This is a genomic window from Pandoraea commovens (genome assembly GCF_024704525.1).
Classification (GTDB): domain Bacteria; phylum Pseudomonadota; class Gammaproteobacteria; order Burkholderiales; family Burkholderiaceae; genus Pandoraea; species Pandoraea commovens.
In genome coordinates this window covers 4,429,078-4,448,424 of sequence record NZ_CP102780.1, presented here as the reverse complement: position 1 = coordinate 4,448,424, position 19,347 = coordinate 4,429,078, and the positions used below count along the sequence as shown (strand labels likewise).

15 protein-coding genes are annotated in these 19,347 nt (G+C 64.5%); 3 read left to right on the top strand and 12 right to left on the bottom strand.

The genetic code is table 11. The annotated features are described in order from the left end of the window. Positions 1-74 precede the first annotated feature (74 nt). Positions 75-683: a peptide-methionine (R)-S-oxide reductase MsrB gene (msrB, locus tag NTU39_RS20020; protein ID WP_217426184.1), complete on the bottom strand. Its 609-nt coding sequence runs from the start codon at positions 681-683 to the stop codon at positions 75-77. Between the two features lie 245 nt (positions 684-928). Here msrB and NTU39_RS20015 point away from each other — a divergent pair, with 245 nt between their 5' ends. Together NTU39_RS20015 and NTU39_RS20010 are read left to right on the top strand one after the other, a co-directional pair. After that, positions 929-1,684, top strand: a complete 756-nt coding sequence (locus tag NTU39_RS20015) for a response regulator transcription factor (protein WP_150665909.1) — start codon at positions 929-931, stop codon at positions 1,682-1,684. Beyond that, positions 1,681-3,189 (top strand): sensor histidine kinase, encoded by a 1,509-nt coding sequence (locus NTU39_RS20010; protein ID WP_257958391.1) that lies wholly within the window; start codon positions 1,681-1,683, stop codon positions 3,187-3,189. The genes NTU39_RS20015 and NTU39_RS20010 overlap by 4 nt, the downstream gene beginning before the upstream one ends. Here NTU39_RS20010 and NTU39_RS20005 read toward each other — a convergent pair. From NTU39_RS20005 to NTU39_RS19955, 11 genes are all read right to left on the bottom strand, one after another. Next, complete coding sequence (locus tag NTU39_RS20005) at positions 3,173-4,324, bottom strand: hypothetical protein (RefSeq protein ID WP_257958389.1); 1,152 nt, start codon at positions 4,322-4,324, stop codon at positions 3,173-3,175. The two genes, NTU39_RS20010 and NTU39_RS20005, sit on opposite strands and share 17 nt — an antisense overlap. A 157-nt stretch (positions 4,325-4,481) precedes the next feature. Next, positions 4,482-5,861 (bottom strand): DASS family sodium-coupled anion symporter, encoded by a 1,380-nt coding sequence (locus NTU39_RS20000; RefSeq protein WP_257958388.1) that lies wholly within the window; start codon positions 5,859-5,861, stop codon positions 4,482-4,484. Positions 5,862-6,114: 253 nt separating this feature from the next. Beyond that, positions 6,115-7,485, bottom strand: a complete 1,371-nt coding sequence (locus NTU39_RS19995; RefSeq protein WP_150665913.1) for an APC family permease — start codon at positions 7,483-7,485, stop codon at positions 6,115-6,117. Between the two features lie 195 nt (positions 7,486-7,680). Next, positions 7,681-9,153 (bottom strand): NAD-dependent succinate-semialdehyde dehydrogenase, encoded by a 1,473-nt coding sequence (locus NTU39_RS19990; protein WP_150665914.1) that lies wholly within the window; start codon positions 9,151-9,153, stop codon positions 7,681-7,683. 101 nt (positions 9,154-9,254) lie between these two features. Beyond that, entirely contained in the window at positions 9,255-10,634 is a 1,380-nt protein-coding gene (locus NTU39_RS19985) for an aspartate aminotransferase family protein (RefSeq protein WP_257958387.1), read from the bottom strand. Between the two features lie 252 nt (positions 10,635-10,886). Further along, positions 10,887-12,272, bottom strand: coding sequence for an aspartate aminotransferase family protein (locus tag NTU39_RS19980; protein WP_257958386.1), 1,386 nt, complete (start codon positions 12,270-12,272; stop codon positions 10,887-10,889). Between the two features lie 95 nt (positions 12,273-12,367). After that, complete coding sequence (locus NTU39_RS19975; RefSeq protein WP_257958384.1) at positions 12,368-13,843, bottom strand: NAD-dependent succinate-semialdehyde dehydrogenase; 1,476 nt, start codon at positions 13,841-13,843, stop codon at positions 12,368-12,370. Positions 13,844-13,998: 155 nt separating this feature from the next. Continuing rightward, entirely contained in the window at positions 13,999-14,478 is a 480-nt protein-coding gene (locus NTU39_RS19970) for an Lrp/AsnC family transcriptional regulator (RefSeq protein WP_257958383.1), read from the bottom strand. Positions 14,479-14,534: 56 nt separating this feature from the next. Further along, positions 14,535-15,578 (bottom strand): N(2)-acetyl-L-2,4-diaminobutanoate deacetylase DoeB, encoded by a 1,044-nt coding sequence (gene doeB / locus NTU39_RS19965; protein WP_150665919.1) that lies wholly within the window; start codon positions 15,576-15,578, stop codon positions 14,535-14,537. 2 nt (positions 15,579-15,580) lie between these two features. After that, a complete protein-coding gene (locus tag NTU39_RS19960) occupies positions 15,581-16,525 on the bottom strand; it encodes a 2-hydroxyacid dehydrogenase (RefSeq protein WP_257958381.1) in 945 nt (314 codons plus the stop codon). Positions 16,526-16,536: 11 nt separating this feature from the next. After that, a complete protein-coding gene (locus NTU39_RS19955) occupies positions 16,537-17,130 on the bottom strand; it encodes an amino acid synthesis family protein (RefSeq protein ID WP_150665921.1) in 594 nt (197 codons plus the stop codon). 221 nt (positions 17,131-17,351) lie between these two features. Here NTU39_RS19955 and NTU39_RS19950 point away from each other — a divergent pair, with 221 nt between their 5' ends. Beyond that, complete coding sequence (locus tag NTU39_RS19950; RefSeq protein WP_150665922.1) at positions 17,352-19,235, top strand: helix-turn-helix domain-containing protein; 1,884 nt, start codon at positions 17,352-17,354, stop codon at positions 19,233-19,235. Positions 19,236-19,347: the final 112 nt, after the last annotated feature.

Here is a 19,347-nt window from a genome sequence, read left to right as displayed (position 1 = left end):
AGCGCTCCTTGAGCGGCGTCCGACGTGCGGACGCTGCGAGCTTTTATTAGGCGTTACGTCTTGGTGGGCCGATATCAGGCGGCTTGCGGATGAAACGTCATCGCAAGGCCATTCATGCAGTAGCGCAGGCCGGTCGGCTTGGGACCGTCGTCGAAGACGTGGCCCAGGTGGCCACCGCAACGGCTGCAATGAACCTCCGTGCGCACCATGCCGAAGCTGCGGTCGGTATGGGTGCCCACGGCCTTGTCGAGCGGCGTCCAGAAGCTCGGCCAGCCGGTGTGGCTGTCGAACTTGGTGCGCGACGAGAACAACGGCTGCGCGCAGCCCGCACAGGCGAAGGTGCCCGCACGGTGTTCGTCGTTGAGCGGGCTGGAATACGGCCGTTCGGTGCCTTCCTGACGCAGGATCTCGTATTGACCGGCGGTGAGGCGCTTACGCCATTCGGCGTCACTGAAGGCCACCTCGAAGTGTTCGGTGGCGTTGGCGCCTTCGGCCGCCACGGCCGGACGCACCAGGCGCGGCACCAGCCCGGCGGCTACGGCAGCGGCGGCGGCCGTCGCGCTCAGCAAAAACAGGCGACGCGCGGGTGTCGGGGCGGCGCTGGCCGCCACGGCACGTGCAGGCTGGGTCGCCGGTGTGGCGGGCTTCCGGGGCTTGGGCGGGTACAAATCGGACAATCTCATGACATCCTCCGGTCAGTAGGACGATCCGGCGCGGGCTGGCCCCGCCACGGCAAGCTGGGGAGCCTGATGCGTGCATTGGCGGTGGTACGGCACAGAGGGGATCCGTGCCGGATCGATGACTGAAGATTAGTCCCCCGGCGATGGCAAAGTCCTCACGTAAAATTAAACAATTCGTGATACCTCCAGGAGCGCGATCTGCGCACAATGGGGCCTTCAAGACTCACTTTCCGGGAGCTTCCCGTCCGATGGAATCGCCGCGCCGTGTCCTGCTCGTCGAAGACGACGTGCATATTGCCGACTTGCTCACGCTGCATTTGCGCGACGAGCGGTTTGAGGTCGTGCATTGCGCCGATGGCAACGAGGGCCTGCGGCGGCTGGCCGAAGGCGGCTGGGACGCCCTGATCCTCGATCTCATGCTGCCCGGCGTCGACGGGCTGGAAATCTGCCGCCAGGCGCGGCAGATGACCCGCTACACCCCCATCATCATCACCAGCGCCCGCTCCAGCGAGGTCCACCGGATTCTCGGGCTGGAACTGGGGGCAGACGACTACCTCGCCAAGCCCTTTTCCGTGCTGGAGCTGGTCGCGCGAGTCAAGGCGCTGATGCGCCGCGTGGATGCGCTCGCCCGCAATGCCCGCATGGAAGCAGGCAGTCTGGCGATTGCCGGGCTGTTCATCGACCCGATTGCGCGCGAGGCCACGCTCGGCGGCAAGCTGCTCGATCTCACGCCGCGCGAGTTCGATCTGCTGTACTTCTTCGCGCGTCAGCCCGGCAAAGTGTTCTCGCGCATGGATCTGCTCAACGCTGTGTGGGGCTATCAGCATGAAGGGTACGAACACACCGTGAACACGCACATCAACCGCTTGCGGGCCAAGATCGAAGCCGATCCCGCGCAGCCCACGCGCATCCTCACTGTCTGGGGACGCGGTTACAAGTTCGCGAACGACAGTGCGCCAGAGGGTTCGGGCACGGGTAGCGGCACCGACGCGGGAGTCGCATGATGCGTCGCTGGAATCTCTCCCTGACCCAACGCCTGTCGCTCGTGTTCGCCGTGCTGCTGATCGTGTGCAGCGGCACGTCGGCATGGATGCAGGTGCAGGCGAACCGCATGCACGAAGCCGAAGTGATTCAGGGGCTTTCGCGCGGGCTGGCCGAGCACATCGCCGCCAATGCACAGCTGATGGATGCGAACGGCATGAAGCCGGATGCCGTGCGACGTCTGTTCGGGCAACTGATGGTCGTGAATCCGAGCGTCGAGGTCTATCTGCTCGACGAGCAGGGACGCATCACCGGGCACGCAGCGCCGGAAGGGCGTGTGCGTCGCATGCAGGTCGATCTCGGACCGGTGCATCGTCTGATCGACGGCGAGGCGCTGCCGATCTACGGCGACGATCCGCGCAACGCCGACGTGCGCAAAGTCTTCAGCGCAGCACCTTTGCGCGTGGACGGGCGCGAGGTCGGTTACGTCTATGTCGTGCTGCTGGGCGAGGCGCATGACCGGTTCGCCGAACGCGGGGCGACGAGTGCTGCACTCAATACGGCGCTGTGGTCGATCGGTCTCGTGGCGGCACTCTGTCTGATCGCGGGTCTGGCGGCGTTTGCACTCATTACGCGCCCCCTGCGGCGACTGACGGAGACCGTGCGCGAATTCGACATCGACGCCGCACCGCCGCCGATGCCTGCCTTGTCGGCGGAAGCGCTGGCGGCGGAGCAGGCGCGTCCGAGCGACGAGATCACGGTGCTGGAGCGGGCGTTCCGTCAGATGGCCGAGCGTCTGGGCACGCAATGGCGCACGCTGACGCGTCAGGATCAGGAGCGGCGTGAACTCATCGCCAACATCTCTCACGATTTACGTACGCCGCTTTCGTCGCTGCACGGCTATCTGGAGACGCTTTCGCTCAAGGACGCGACGCTCACGCCCGACGAGCGGCGGCGCTATCTCGGCATTGCGCTCGATCAGAGTCGCAAGGTCGGTGCGCTGGCGCAGTCGTTGTTCGAGCTGGCGCGCCTTGAGCATGGGTTTGTGCAGCCGGAGCTGGAGCCGTTCTCCGTGACGGATCTGATACAGGACGTCTTCCAGAAATTCGAGCTGAGCGCCGAGTCGCGCGGCGTGGCACTGCGTGCGCAACTCGCGCCACAGATTCCGGCGGCGCGGGGCGATCTCGGTCTGATCGAGCGGGTCTTCACGAACTTGCTGGAAAATGCGCTGCGTTATACGCCGCCGGGCGGCGAGATCACCGTGGCGGTGGCACCGGCCGGTTCGGAAATCGAAGTTCGGGTGAGCGATACGGGGCCGGGGATTCCGGAGAGCGCGCGCGAGGGCTTGTTCGAGCGGCCGTTCACGGTCGGCGGGGCGCGCCGCGAGGGCGGACTGGGATTGCGGATCGTGCATCGCATCCTGCAACTGCACGACCGGCGCATCACGTTGGTGGATACGTCCGGTTCGTCCGGTTCGTCCGATCAGGCAGCGCAGGGCGCGACGTTCCGCTTTACTTTGCCGACGTAAGTTTGTCGCTGGCGGCGGGTGCGGTCGATTCGGCGGCCGCTGCCGGTGAGGCGGTAGGGGGCGCTGGGATAGCGGGCGTCGCCACCGTGGTATCGAAGTACGTCAGCTTTCGCACGAAGACATTCGCGAACGGATCGACTCTGTCGCCGGGCGCGGTAATGACGATGCGCACGATGTTGCCGTGGCTGTCGTACTTGTAGTGGTACTCGGAGACATGGCGCTCGCCGGTGGCCGCGTCGGTGCGGGTCACGCGGACGAGTTCGTGGCGCGGCGAGTACTCCGAGACCTCGTTGTCCCATGCGAGTGGCAGCCATTGGCCGTCGATGAAGGCCGCCGCGCCGTTATCGCGCACGATGCGTCCGCCATCGGGCTTGCGCTCCACGCTGGCGAACGTGCGATACGACACCATCTTCGGTGCCGGGCGCGCACGCCCGTCGGCGGTGATCACCTGACGCGCCTCGTTCGGCGCTTCCCACTGACGCGACAGCGCGAAGCATTCGTCGTCGAACTGACGCGCCTGAAGCGTGCCGGGTCGGCGATGGCGCAGGCTGTTCGAGCTGGACACCAGCGTGCGCGTCCATTCGAGATGCCCGTCTTCCTGACGCACCTGTTCCTTCCATGCGGGATGCCGCGTTGCGTGCACGATCCACTCGTCCGGCCCTTGCCAGTCGACACTGCTGCCGTTGATGCTGTGCAGGCGGCCATCGACGTCGTAGGTGTAGCGCCCGCGATCGGTGCTGGCGAGCAGGTGGCCTTGCGCGTCGAATTCCATCACGAAGCGATTGCCGTTATCGAGCGGGCCGACTTTACCGGTGACGCGGTCGTAGCTCGCGATGAATCGCGTTTCCTCGATCTTGCGAACGCCGGCGGGAATGCCGCCGAAGTTGCGCATGAGGTCGTCTTCTTCACGCAGCGAGGTTTGCACACACCACGGCAGTGGTGCTGCGGCCTGCGGTGTTTCGGTGGACGGGGCGGCGGGGGCGGCGCTCATCGGCGACGTCGTCGCAGCGCGGGGCGTCTGCGGGCTTGCCGGTGAGGCCGGGAGTGCGCCGGGTCGCGTGCCTGCACAACCGGCAAGCACTGCGGTGAGTGCGGCGAGTGCCAGAGCAGCGCGCACAGGACGTAAAGAAAGCATGGATTGGACAGTTCGGGCAGGTGAAGCAAACATCATCGCAACGGATTGCCGGAGGTATTTTTCCTAGATTGTACCGGCTCCGTGTGACGAGTCCGTTTGAGCGGCTGAGGGGAGGGGCACCAGAGGTCGACACAGGGTCGCCCCCCGGCTCACGTCATTAGCGCCAGAGCGTCCACGCGAAGCCCGTGATCACAAGGATGCAGACGATATTGATGACGAATCCTGCGCCGACCATCGAGCGTTGCGGCACGCAGCCGGTGCCGAACACGATGGCGTTGGGGGGCGTGGCCACCGGCAGCATGAAGGCGCACGACGCGCCGATGCCGATCACCATCGTCAGCAAGGCTTCGGGCATGCCCAGCGAGACCGAAATGGCGGCGAAGATCGGCACGAGAATCGCTGCGCTGGCGGTGTTGCTCGTCAGTTCGGTCAGGAAGATGATGAACGCCGCGGTGATCAGCAGGACCAAAAGGGTCGGGCTGGTGGCGAAGATGCTGGACACGGCGTTCGCCATGACGACGCTCGCGCCCGAGTCGCGTAAGACCACGCTGAGCGTGAGGCCACCGCCGAACAGCAGCAGCACGCCCCAGTCGGTGTGTTCCTGAATCTGTTTCCATGAGGCGACGCCGGTCGTCGCGATGAGGATGGCGGCAAGCAGGGCGATCAGCGTGTCGAGCTGCTTGACGCCGCCGAGCCACACCGAGAGCTGCTGGCTGAAGATCCAGGTCACGACCGTAAATCCGAAGATGCCGACGGCGGCGATGCGCTGGCCGCTCCACGTCATCGGCTCGACGTCGAGATCGACCTTCTGGTCCAGACGCGGGCGCAACACCAGATACATAGTGGCCATCATGAGCGGCAGCAGCACGGCGACCAAAGGCACACCGAATTTGGCCCAGGTCAGGAAGTCGATGCCCAGATGCGACGCGACCATGGCGTTGGGAACACTGCCGACGACAGTGCCCAGTCCGCCGATATTCGCGCTGTACGCAATGCCGAGCAGAAGGAAGGTGAACGTGCGGCGGTCGCGATTGGCGTCGAGTTGCGAGAGGATGCCCATGGCCAGCGGCAACATCATCGCGGTCGTCGACGTGTTGTTGACCCACATCGACAGCATGGCGGTGGTGAGGAACAGCATGATCGCCGCCCGATTCATGCGTCCGCCGGCGAGCTTCAGGAGCCGGTTCGCGAGGAAGCGGTCGAGACCCTGAATGCGCATGGCCGTGGCCAGCGCAAAGCCGCCGAAGAAAAGGAAAACGATCGGGTGGGCGAACGACGTCAACGCGGTGGGGACTTCGAGAATGCCGAGCAGCACGGCAAGGACCGGCACCATCAGTGCCGTGGCCGTCAGGTGGACGGCTTCGGACAGCCACAACACGGCGATGAAGATGGTGAGCGCGAGCCCGCGGTTGGTCCTGTCGTCAAACGGCAAGAAGGTAATGAGCGCCACCATCAGGATGGCATTGGCCAGCAGCACACAGGCGTCGCGGGCGGACATCGCCCATTGGCGGGTGACGGTTGCGGCAAGTTCGTTCATCTCCTGGTACCTCGGTATGCAATTGTTCTTCGTGGAGCTTCCCGTCGTAGCAAGCTACGTGGGGGCGACGCTGCGCACGATGGCCGGCGGACACACCGACAGTCGCGCGTCCGCCTTTGATGCCAGGAAATTGCAGGAGGTGCCTTAGGAAATCGCTCATACGCAATGTTGTGTGGTGGGAATGTTCACCCGCGCTTGGCACCATGCACATGACGGTGTCCGTCGCGTTCCCTAAGGAAAAGTTCGCCTGAGCTTACGCTGCGCGGGCGGCCCAGATCTTTTTTCGATTCAAGATGAGCGGGATTGCGCCGATCGCGATCCCGCCCATGCCGACGACGTTCGTCACCCAGTCGAACGTCGGCACGCTGTAGAGCGCAATAAAGAAAAGAAAAACACCGCTGACCACTGGCCAGATAACATGCGTCACGGCCACCCACGGGCCCTGTGTGAGCGTCTTGCGGTAGTACCATCCGCACGCCATCCCCGTCAGCCCCAGATAGAAGCAGATCTGAAAGCCGATCGCGGTGATCGAATCCTGAAGGATGACGTTGATGGTCGGCAGATACGACGACATCAGCAGCAACACCATCCCGGCGACCCAGATGAATAAGATGGCCACGTGTGGTGTCTGCCAGCGCGGATGCAACCGCGCGTAACGCTGGTGCAGCGCACCGTCGCGGCTCTTTGCAAAAAGGGTGCGCGTGAATTGCAGCACCTGCGTCTCGACCGTCCCCACCGTGCTTAGCAAAACTGCGACGATTGCCACGTAGCCCCACGTCGGCCCGAAGAGCTTTTCCGCAATCGCGAAAATGATGTTCGTGTTGTAGTGCTGGATTTCGGCATCGGATAGCCCCAGCAGCGCGATGACGATGAAGATCAGGAAGAACACCATCAGAAACACCATCGACCAGAACGCCGCACGTCCCGGCGTGCGATTCGAATCGCGGGTTTCTTCGCTGAGATTCATGGTGACGTCCCAGCCGTAGAAAAAGAAGATCGACACCAGCGCGCTATTGGCGAAGGCCTGTGGTGTGAAAGCTAGCGGGGAGAACCAGGACAGCGAGAACGCGTGCTGTGGCGCATGTGGGAAGACGAAGAAGCTCGCCACGATGATCGCAAACAGGATCACGCCTTCTACAATCGTCATCAATACCTGCACATGGCTCGTCAGCTTGATGCCCTTGACGACGACCACGCTCACGAAGGTGAGCCACGCCGCGGCGATGAGTGTCACGTCGTGGACGTTGTTCATCATGGGCCGGTCGAAGATGAGCAGCGTGGCATTCGCCGCCGGGATCATGGCCGACACCATGAACACGCAGCACAACACCAGCAGCGCCCAGCCCGCGAAGAAGCCCAGCGTGCGCCCGAATACCATGCTGACCCACGAGTAGGACGTCCCGGCGCTCGCCAGCGCCCGATTCATGTTGATGAATGCGTAGGCAATGCCGAACATGATCAGCCCGCACACCAGAATGCTCGCGGGCGACAGGGTACCTGCCGTGCCTATGATCGTGGATGTCGTGATCTCGATGCTGTATGCCGGTGCGGTACCGGCGATCCCCATGATCACGGACTCGGTGATCCCGAGCGAATCGGCGTTGAGCTTGACGGGCTGGTTCATCGGCGCACGACCCTCGGGACGGTGAGTGAGTGATCCGACTTTTACTCCGTGCGTAATAACCCGGCAAGTCAGGGGTTGCCCGAGAGACTCAGCGAGCGTCACCGCAATTCCGGCCGACGGATTTTCCCGTCCAAAGCTTCCCGTCGTAGCAAGCTACGCGGGGGCGACGCTGCGCACGATGGCCGGGTAGTGTCATCAATCCAGCCCGCCCTGGCAGATGTACTTGATGGACAGATAGTCGTCGAGCCCATACTTGGAGCCCTCACGTCCATAGCCGGAGGACTTCACGCCACCGAACGGCGCGGCTTCGCTCGAGACGGCGCCTTCGTTCATGCCGATGACACCGGCTTCGAGACGCCGTGCCACTCGCTCGGCACGGCGCATGTTCTGCGTGTAGAAGTAGGCGGCCAACCCGAACGGCGTGTCGTTGGCGCGTTGAATCACTTCATCCTCAGTGTCGAAACGGAACAGCGGTACCACCGGCCCAAAGGTCTCCTCGCGGCTGACGAGCATCTCGTCGTTCACATCGGCCAGCACGGTCGGTGCGAAGTAGTGCGGCCCGAGCGACGGCAGCGTCGTGCCACCGGTCAGCGTGCGGGCGCCATGCGAGCGCGCATCGTCGACATGACGACTGATCTTCTCCACGGCCCGACGATTGATCATCGGGCCGATTTGCGCCTGCGCGTCGCTGGCCGGTGCCACATGCAGCGCACTCACACGCTGAGACAGCAACTCAGCGAACCGGTCGTAGACACCTGCTTGCACATACACCCGATTCGGGCACACGCACGTTTGTCCGCCATTGCGGAACTTCGACGCCATCAGGCCCGTGACTGCCGCGTCGAGGTCGGCATCGTCGAACACGATGAACGGCGCATTCCCGCCGAGTTCGAGCGACAGCTTCTTGAGCGTGCCCGCCGATTCGCGTGCGAGATGTACCCCGACCGCAGTCGATCCGGTGAAGGTCACCTTGCGCACGCGTTCGTCGGCGAGCCAATCTGCCACGGCGTCAATGCCTTGTGCGCGCGACGCCGTGATCATGTTCAGCACGCCCGGCGGCACGCCGGCTTCGAGGGCCAGCGCCGCGAGGGCGAGCGCCGTGAGTGGCGTGTCTTCGGCGGGCTTGGCAACCACGGTGCAGCCCACGGCCAGCGCCGGGGCGATCTTGCGGGCGATCATCGCGAGCGGGAAATTCCAAGGCGTAATGGCGGCGACGACGCCAATGGGCTCCTTCACCGCCGACATGCGCTTGCCGGGCTGTTGTTGCGGAATCAGGTCGCCATAGACACGCGTCGCTTCCCCGGCGAACCAGTCGACGTACGACGCTCCATACGCCACTTCCCCACGCCCCTCTGCCAGCGGTTTGCCTTGCTCAAGCGAGATGATCCGGGCCAGATCGTCGGCGTTCGCAAGTATCAGTGCGTGCCAGCGCTTGAGCACTTCGGCGCGTTCTCGCGGCAGCTTGGCGCGCCACGCGGGCAGCGCACGGTAGGCGGCGTCGGTGGCGGCGCGGGCATCGGTGGCCGTACTGTCGGCAACGTCTGCCAGCAACGCATCGCTGGCAGGGTCGTGCACGGCGTAGCGACCGGCATCGCGGGCGTCGGTCCATTCGCCGTTGATCAGGTTCTGACGGCGCATCAAATCGGGGCGTGACAGGGAAAGCGACATTCGAATGAGTCTCCGGGAAAGCGGGGCAGAAGTTATCGGGCGCAGCCGTGGCGCATCAACTGATCCATCAGCAGATCCATCAGCAGATCCATCAGCGGACATCAAGCGCGCAAGGCGGCGCGCACATCGGCGGCGTCGAGTACTTCGTCGAGTGTCGTGCGCACGCGGGCGAAGAGTTCGGCGACGTCGTCCGCCGTGTAGCACAGGGCGGGCGCAAAGCCGAGAATGTTGTCGCCGAACGCGCGGAAGATCACACCGTTGCGATAGGCGGCAGCGCCGATCCGCTCGGGGAGCTTTAGCGACGCGTCGAAGCGCTGGCGTGTCGACTTGTCGGCCACGAGTTCGAGCGCACCGAGCAGGCCGCGATGACGGGCGTCGCCGACCAGCGGGTGGTCGAGGAAGGCATCCAGACCGTCGGCGAATGCCTTGGCCTGCGCCTGACCGTTCGCGAGCAAGCCGCCTTCGTCGTAGAGCTTCAGGCAGGCCAGACCGATGGCTGCACTGACCGGATGCGCCGAGTACGTCTGTCCGTGACCGACGGGCGTGCCGCGTGCGGCATCGGCCAGGGCTTGATAGATGGCGTCGGACATCAGCACGGCGCCCATCGGCGCATAACCGGCGGTCAGCCCCTTGGCCAGCGTCATGAGATCGGGAGATACGTCTTCCGCTTCGCAGGCGAACATCGGGCCGGTGCGACCGAATCCGGTGATGACTTCGTCGGCGACGAACAGAATGTCGAGCTTCTTGCAGGCGTCTCGCATGGCGCGCAGCCAGCCCTTGGGCGGCACGATCACGCCGCCGGAGCCTTGCACCGGTTCGCAGAAAAACGCGGCGACATGTTCGGCCCCCAACTCGCCGACCTTGGCTTCGAGCGCGGCGACCGACGCGGCAATGATGGCCTGCGGATCGTCGGGCGTGGCGCTGCGATAGGGATAGGGCGATGCGATGTGATGCTGTGTCGGCAGCGGCAGATCGAAGTTACGGTGAAACGCGGGCAGGGCGGTGAGGCCTGCGCCCGTCGACGACGAGCCGTGGTATCCACGCTCCAGCGCGATGAAATGCTTCTTCGACGGCTTGCCGATGGCGTTGTAGTAATGGGTGATGAAGCGCACGGCGGCGTCGACGGCGTCCGACCCGCCAAGCGTGAAATACACGTGCTGCAACGACGGCGGCGTGAGTTCCACGAGCTTCTGCGCCAGCTTGATGGCGGGGGTCGAAGCGAAGCCGAAATAGCCTGTGGCATAAGGTAGCCGGTTCAACTGCTCGGTGGCGGCCTTGACGATAGACGCCTGCCCGTAGCCGGTATTCACGCACCACAGTCCGGCAAAACCGTCGAGCAGCGCGTGTCCGTTGGCATCGTGCAGCCAGGCCCCGTTGCCGCTGGTGAGCACCGTCGCCCCTTGCGCCTCATGCGCGCGGTAGTCGGCTACAGGATGGATCAGGAACTGGCGATCGGCCTCAATCAGCGATTCGATGGACATGCGCGGTACCTCGGGAGGATGGGAGTGGAGAAGTGGCCCCTGAGTCCCCCCAGAACAGGCCACCGTGTCATCCCATTAAAGCTGCGCCGAAAAGAGAGGTCATCCTACGAACCGATGGAGAGGGCGCGCGATGTGTCCTGCGATGTGCACGGTATTGCGACGTGCGACGCGCGCCGGAGCGTTCCGGTTGCCCGCGCAGCAGGTCATCCGTGATCCATTGCGGCAATCATCCGCACGACCCGCCGATTTCGCTCAGCGCAGCACCTGCGCTGCCACGTCGTCGACCGCAGCGCGCGCAATGCTCACCATCTCGTCGACGTCCGCCCGCGTGGCGATCAGCGGCGGCGCGAAGCCCAGGATGTCGCCGTGCGGCATGGCACGCGCGACCATGCCGCGTGCGAGCGCAGCGGCCGAGATACGTGGGCCGATCTTCATGGCGGCATCGAACGGCTGCCGCGCTGCACCATCGGCCATGAATTCGACGGCGGCGAGCATGCCGACGTTGCGCACTTCCCCGACGAGCGGATGCGCGTCGAACGCGGCGTGCAGCTTCTCACCGAAGTATCGGCCAACGTCGGCGGCGTTCTGCGTCAGGTTCTCGCGCGTCAGAATATCGAGATTGGCGAGTGCGGCGGCCGCGCAGATCGGATGGCCCGAGTAGGTCCAGCCGTGTCCCATCGGGCCGTGCTCGCGGGCACCGCGCTCGATTACGTCCCAGACACGTTCACCGACGATCACGCCCGAGAGCGGGGCGTAGGCGCTGGTCAGACCCTTGGCAATCGTGATGAGATCGGGCGTCATGCCGTAGTGTTGCGAGCCCATCGGCGAGCCGAGACGGCCGAAGCCGCAAACCACTTCGTCGGCAATGAGCAGAATGTCGTGACGACGCAGCACGGCCTGGATGGCGTCCCAATATCCGGCAGGCGGCGTAATGATGCCGCCGGTGCCCATCACCGGCTCGCCGATGAAGGCCGCAATCGTGTCGGCCCCTTCGCGGGCGATGAGCTTTTCGAGTTCCTCGACGCAATGCGCGACGAATGCCTGCTCGCTCATTCCCTGAGGCGCTTTGCGGTACCAATGAGGACACACGGTGTGATGCACGCGCTCAACAGGCAGATCGAAATGCTGATGAAAACTCGGCAGACCCGTCAGGCTGCCGGTCACGATGCCCGAGCCGTGATAGCCGCGCTCGCGCGAGATGATCTTCTTCTTTTGCGGTCGGCCCAGCACGTTGTTGTAGTACCAGACGATCTTGACCTGCGTCTCGTTGGCGTCTGACCCGGAGAGCCCGTAATACACCTTCTTCATGCCCGCGGGCGACCAGTCGATGATGCGTTTGGACAGCTCGATGATGGCGTCCGTCGAATGCCCGACGTACGTGTGATAGTAGGCGAGCGAGGTGGCCTGCTTGTGGATGGCGTCGGCCACTTCGGTGCGACCGTAGCCGATGTTCACGCAGTAAAGGCCAGCGAAGGCGTCGAGATAGCGGCGGCCCTCGTGATCTTCAATGTGCATGCCTTGTGCGGTGCGGATGATCTTACCCGGCAGCGTGCCGCTTGCGTGATCGGCCGCGTGGGTGGACGGGTGCATGAAGTGCGCGCGATCCTGCGCGAACAATTGGTCGGTCGAAGCGGCCATGAGATGTCTCCTTGATGTCGATGAGGTGAAGCAATGAGGTGGATGGGGCGTGATTGCGTGATTGCGTCAATGCGTCGAGGACGACAAACGTGGCGTCAGGCGTGATGCACGGGGATGCCGAGATTGCCGAGGCAGAAGTACTTGGTCTCGGTGAACGGTTCGAAGCCGTCGAGGCTGCCCTCGCGCCCGAGCCCGGACGCCTTCATCCCGCCGAACGGCACCGGCGCGCCGGTGAATTTCACGCCGTTCACGCTGACCATGGCGAAGTCGAGCCGCCGGATCAGCGTGAAGATTTCGTCGACGCGACGCCCGCACACATAGGCGGCGAGGCCGTACTCGGTGTCGTTGGCCTTCGCGATGACATCGTCGAGTGAGTCGAACGCGCATACCGCCGAAATCGGGCCGAAGTTCTCTTCGTCGTAAATGCGCATACCGGGGGCGGCATCGGCCACCACGGTGGGACTGTAGAACCAGCCACCCAGCGCATGGGCTTCGCCGCCAACGGTGATCTGTGCGCCCTTGCGCCGGGCGTCTTCCACACGCCCGGCGGTCGCATCGAATGCCGCCTGATGCATGAGCGGACCCACGTCGACGTTTTCCGCGAAGGCAGGGCCGACGCGCAGTTTCGCTACGGCCTGCGTGTAGCGATCCACGAACGCACCGTAACGCGCGCGCGCGACGAAGATGCGGTTGGCGGCGCAGCAGTCTTGTCCGGACGTCTGAAACTTTGCAGCGACGGCGATACGCACGGCCTCGTCGAGATCCACGTCGTCGAGCACGATGAACGGGGCATTCCCGCCGAGTTCGAGCGCGAGCTTCTTCACGCCGCTGGCCGCGGCTGCCTGCGCGACCAACTGTCCGACGCGCGTCGAACCGGTGAAGCTCACGGCGCGTACGCGGGCGTCGCCCACGAGGGTTCGCATGGCCATATCGGGCTCGCCCAGCACCACATTGAACAGGCCCGGCGGCAGCCCGGCTTCATCGGCCAATTGCGCGAGCGCCAACGCGCTGAATGGCGTTTCATGGGCGGGCTTCACGACGACGGCGCAACCGGCAGCCAATGCCGCTGCCGCCTTGCGCGTAATCATCGCGAAGGGGAAATTCCAGGGCGTGATGAGTGCGGCGACGCCGACCGGTTCGCGCACGGTGCCCAGTTGGGCGCCGTCGATATGGGAGGTGATGGTGCGGCCATCGAGGCGGCAGGCCTCGTGGGCGTACCACGCGATGAAAGACGCGCCATAACCGATTTCCCCGCGCGCCTCGCGCAATGGCTTGCCCTGCTCGCGCGAGAGAAGGATGGCAAGGTCGTCGGCATGTCGTTCAATCAGCGCATGCCAGCGGAGCAGGGTGGCGCAGCGTTGTGCGGCGGGCGTCCAGCGCCATGTGGTGAAGGCCCGTTGGGCCGCGTCGACGGCAGCGCGAATCTGATCGCGCGTGAGCATCGGCACGTGGCCGAGCGTGGATTGATCGGCGGGATCGACAACGGCGATGGACGCGGCGTCCTCGCTATGCGTCCAACGGCCGTCGATGTAGCACAGCGATTTGAATAGCACCGGGTGGTCGAGCAGCATCGGCAATCTCCTGGCATGGCATTCGTTCGTCATGCAGAGATTGTCGGGGGCGCGAGGCCGATGTTTTTTCTGATCGGTGGGGGCGGACTGTGGCTTTTTTCTGAGTTGAAGCCGTCACGTAGAAAAATACCTGCACCCCCGATGGCGCGAGCGGATCAGTCCGGATCGACCCAGCCGGGAATGGCGTTGCCGTTGTCCTTGACGACTTTCGTGACGATGTACGTGAAGTAGCGCTCGATGCCGAAGTCGGCCATCAGCAGATCGTCGATGAAGCGCTGGTAATGGTCGATGTCGCGCGCGAGCACGTGCACGATGTAGTCGACGCCGCCGCCCGTGGCATGACATTGCACGACTTCGGGGGCTTCGCGAAGGTGGGCTTCGAAGCGATTCATGTCGTGCGCGGTGTGTCGCGCGAGTGTGATTTCTACGATGATGCGGCTAACTTGCACCACGCCGCTCCAGTCGACGTCGGCACGATAGCCGCGAATGACGCCTGCCGCCTCGAGTCGTTGCACGCGCTCCCACGTGGGCGATACCGACAAGTGAATCAGTTCGGCCAGACGCGACTTGGTAATGCGACCCTCACGGGCCAGCACCTGAAGAATTGCGATGTCGAAGCGGTCGAGTTTCACCATAGGCGCAGTGCTGGAAGGAACGGAGGGTCAGGTAAACCTTCAGGTCCTGCGGCGCGTCAGACCTGCACGTCGGCCAAGACACAAAGCATGTCGCCCATGCCGACGCGACCCGGGAAATGTCGGCCGATCAGCATACCATCGCGCGCCGCGCGGTACTCGACCGGGGCAGTGCCTGTGCGTGTCACGTCGTGAATGTGTGCGACGACATCGCCGCGCCGCACCATCGCACCGAGATCGTGACGCATCTCCAGCAGGCCGCCATGCTCACACGTCACGTAGCAGTCGTCGTCCGGCATGGAGAGCTGGACGACCGGCTTGTCGAGGGCGAGGACAGCGCCATCTCGCCGCGCGACATCGACATCCACGATACCCGCCTGCACCAGCACGCCGTAGACGCCGCGATGCGCAATCGCGACGCTTTTCGCGCTGGCCGTCCCACCGCCGCCGAGTTCTGTCGTCACGAACACTTTGCCCTGTGCTTCGGCGGCCGTGTCATAGAGCCCGTGCGGATCGGGGTCGCGCATGCGCAGGGAGTACGGGGCGCCGAATGCCTGCATTGCGGCGTCGGCGCGTGCCTGTTGCGCTACATCGGCCAGTTCGTGGATCGCCGCGAACGGCAGGAAATCGAGCGTGCGGCCGCCGGAATGAATATCGACCACGAGGTCCGCCAACGGTAGCAGGCAGCGCGAGAAATAATCGGCGATGCGCTCGGTGACGGTGCCGTCGGCGCGCCCCGGAAACGCACGATTGAGATTGCCGCCGTCGAGCGGCGACGTGCGCTTTCCCGCAAGCACCGCGGGCGCATTCATGAACGGCACGATGATGACGGTCCCGTTTACATCGGGCGCCTTTAATGCATTCGCCAGTCGTGACAAGGCAATCGGGCCTTCGTATTCGTCGCCATGATTCCCGCCGGTGAATAGCGCGACCGGGCCGTCGCCGCGACGAATCACGGTGATCGGAATCATGACGGCGCCCCAGGCACTGGCATCGGTCGAGTGAGGCACCTTCAGGAAGCCATGCTGAACGCCGTCCCGATGGAAGTCGACGGTGGGATAAACGCGCGGTGGCTGCGCTGGCGCATCGTGATTGCGGTGCATGCTCAATACCCCCGCGCCAGATCGACGTTGCCCGGAATGCGACCCGTCGCGCGGAAATCCCGGAGATTGGCGGCGATGACGGCCGCCGCCGTTTCGTGATCGGTCGGGGCGGAGATGTGCGGTAGCACGGTGACCGACGGGTGGTCCCAAAGCGTCGACGTCACCGGCAGCGGCTCTGCGTCGAAGACATCGAGCACGGCATGCGAGAGATGCCCCCGGTCGAGCGCCGCGATCAGGGCGTCGGTCACAACGACGGGACCTCGCGAGAAGTTGATGAGTGCGGCACCCGGCTTCATCAGATTCAGACGCCGGGCGTCGAGCATGCCGCGCGTCTGAGCCGTCAATGGGATCAGGCTCACGACGATGTCGCTCGCGGCGAGCATCGCTTCGAGTCCGTCGTCCCCCGCAAGGGTTTCGATGCCGTCGAGTGCCTTGGGCGAGCGGCTCCAGCCACGAACGGTGAACCCGGCATCGCGCAGCCTTGCGGCAGCCGCCTGACCGAGTTCACCGAGCCCGAGTAAGCCGACGCCCGTTTGCGAGGGCTTGCGATACGCCTGCTGCCGCCATTCGTGCCGCGCCTGCTGCTTCGCGTAACGCGGCATGTCGCGTTGCAGGTAGTAGGTCCAGGCGAGCACGGCCTCGGCCATCGTGCGAGACATTTCCGGATCGATCAGCCGCATGATCGGCGGGCTGCCCACCGGTAGCATGCTGACGAGCGATTCGACACCGGCCCAGAGACTCTGGATCCACAAAAGGCCGGGGAGATCGGCGAGGTCGGCCGGGTCCGGATTCGCGACGATGGCAACCGACACCTGTTCGCGCTGGACGGTCGAAAGCTCGGCGAGCGGCGCGACGATGTCGCCCGGCAGTGCCGCACGCAGGGCGTCCAGATAGGGACGCTGATACTCGGCGGACATCCGGCTAAGGAAGGCAATGACAGGCGGCATCGTGCGCTCGCTCAGGCAGTAGTCGCTGCGTCGTTCGCCATCTCTTCCATGTCCTGGAAGCGGTCGGCGATGCGCGGGTGTACACGACCGCCGTCTGCCGCCCCGATGGCCAGCAGAATTTCGTCGGCAGCCGGTGCGTCCGTCATCTGAAACGTGGCGGTGATGAAGTGCGAGCGTTTGCCGGTTTCCGACTTGTGGATCATCGGCACCGACACCAGCGCGCCGGGGCCGACGCGTGTGTTGGTGAAGGGCAGGAATGCCGTGCCGCTCACCGCGCTGCGAAACAGATTGCCGAAGCGCAGCGTGTGGATGATGGCGGAGGCGTGTTCGATCTCGCCGTTGGTGCCGACGACGGCGGCCTTGCCGTAGGCCTGGACACGATCGCCGGGCATTACTTCGACGAGACGTTGCGTCATGAGTGCGCCAAGTTCGGGCGCCAGACGAAGGATCTCGGGACGCAGGTTCTCTACGAAGCCAAGACCCGCCCACGGATTACGAATCACGGCGGCGACGACGACGGTCGTGACGGGGTCGGCGGCCGCCTTGCCGCCTTCACGGTAGGTCGTCTCGACAAAGGTGGCGATCTTGCGCAGCTCTTGTTTCACGGGTGTCTCCTGTTGCGGTGCAAAAACCCGCCGCGAGTGCGGCGTGGCGGTGTCGGGGAGGTGCGCTGACGAACTGAGGCGCGGGCGGCAAACATCGGAGTCTTGCCGATGTGACCCATGCTATTGCGCAGCGGGGGCCGGGTCTTCCCCCGGATCGTCGGAAGATCTTTTTTTTCTTCCGACGCTTTGGTGTAGATTTTCCGCAGGCAAGGAGACAGACAATGCCGGAACAACACCAGCGGCTCATGGCGTTGCGCCATGTCGCCAGTCAGATCAGCAACGACGAAGACATCGAGGCGCTGTTTCGCGACCTCGTGCGTTGCGCGGTGCAACAAGGCGGTTGGGATCTCGGCTCGGTGATGAGCATCGATCTCGCGCATGGCTACGGACTCGTGATTACGCGCTACGAGACGAGCATGCTGCCGCAGCACGTCGAAGACCGCTGGGAGCTTGCGACCAGTCCTTCGCTCATCGCGTTGCAGACGAACGAACCGGTCTACATTCGCGACGCGCTCGAGAGCACGCAATTCCCCGGCTATCGGCGTGAGGCGCACGAGCGCGGCTATCGCACGGTACTCGTGCTGCCCATGGCGTCGCGCGATACGCAAGGGCACCCGATGGTGCTGACCGTCGCCTCGCGCAAGGTACGCGACGTCGGCGACGACGATCTGACGTTCATGTCGACGGTCGTGCATCTCGGGGCGATCGCCGTCGAGCGGGCGCACCGTCAGCGCGCGCAGGTCATGGCGCACGAGCGACTGCAACGCACGCTCGAAGCGCAACGCACGCTCCTTGGCGACGTGCTTGCGGGCGGCTCGCTCGAGCAGTTGACGTCGTCGCTGGGCGAGTTGCTCGGTCGGCCTGTCCTCGTGATCGATTTCCTTGCGAATCAGTGGCACGCTTCGGCCTCGCCGGTACCGTCGCAAATGGACGATGCCGCCTGGACACGATGGCTTTCCGGCGCGCAGGGGCGAGAGCTCGGCGGCGCCGTGCGCGATGCACTCCAGCGCTACCGACAGTCGCGTCTCGACGTGCCGCTCGGGCGGCAGTCGGGCCAACCCACCGTCAGTGCGGCCATCGAGCCTCTGAGCGTCGACGACGATCTCGTCGGCGCATTGCTTACCTTCGGCGACGAAGCCCCGGGCGACCTTCAGCAATTGCTGCTGGAAAGCGCGCGCTTTGCATTGAGCGTCCAATTGATGCGCAGCGTCGTGCGGTTCCGTTTCGAGACGCGCACGCTGACCGAATTGTTCTTCGAAATCGTCGAACGCCGCTGGCGCGACGAGGACGATGCGCTGGGTCGCGCGCGCCGTCTCGGCGTGGCGCTGGATGCGCCGCTGCGCATGATGGTCGTCGACTATCCCGATCAACTCGGGCAAGCCGAGGTGGGACGGGCAGCAGGTCATTTGTCGCTGGAGAGCCATAGCACGGTGGAGTTGCTGGCGCGTCAGTTGAATGTGTCCCTGCATGTCGTGACGGTGGGAGGCGGGCTGGTGTGTCTGGTGCCGCAGGACAGCGCGTCCGACGATGCGGCGCTTACGCGTTTCGCCCGACGCATGAGCGAGGCGTTGGCGCGCTCGCTGGGGCGTGAGCCCATCGTGGTGATGAGCGACGTGTGCGACGGGCTAGAGCCGTTGGCGCGCGAGTGGGAGCGCTGCTGGCGCATGATTCGCGTGGCGCGCAAGTTTGGCCGCAGCGGGCCGCTCGATATGCCGGGGCTGGGACCGTTGCCCATGCTCATGGGCGCGGCGGACTCGTCCGACGTTCACGGCTTCGTCGATGGCACGATCGGCAAGCTGGTGGAGCACGACAAGCAGTCCGGATCCCCTTATCTGGAGACGCTGGCCGCCTATCTGCGCTCCGGTTGCCGCAGTCAGCCTTGCGCCGACGCCATGGGGCTGCACGTGACGACACTGCGTTATCGGCTCACACGCATTCAGGAACTCTTCGGCATCGACGTCGAAACGCCCGAGCGGCGATTCGCGGTGGAGCTTGCGATTCACTTGCATACGCTCACGCGAGGGGCGTCACCGACGGGATCCGCGGCATCGAAGGAATCGGCGTCTGCCGCGCGCGCTGGCGCTCGCGCGGCGGGGCATCCATGAAAACCCTGCCGCGCAATCGAGAGTAAATGATTTCACTTCTCCTGCGAATCGACGGAAGCTGACAAAAAAGTCCTCGCATATCGTTGACCTCAACGTAATGACGTTTCGAGGT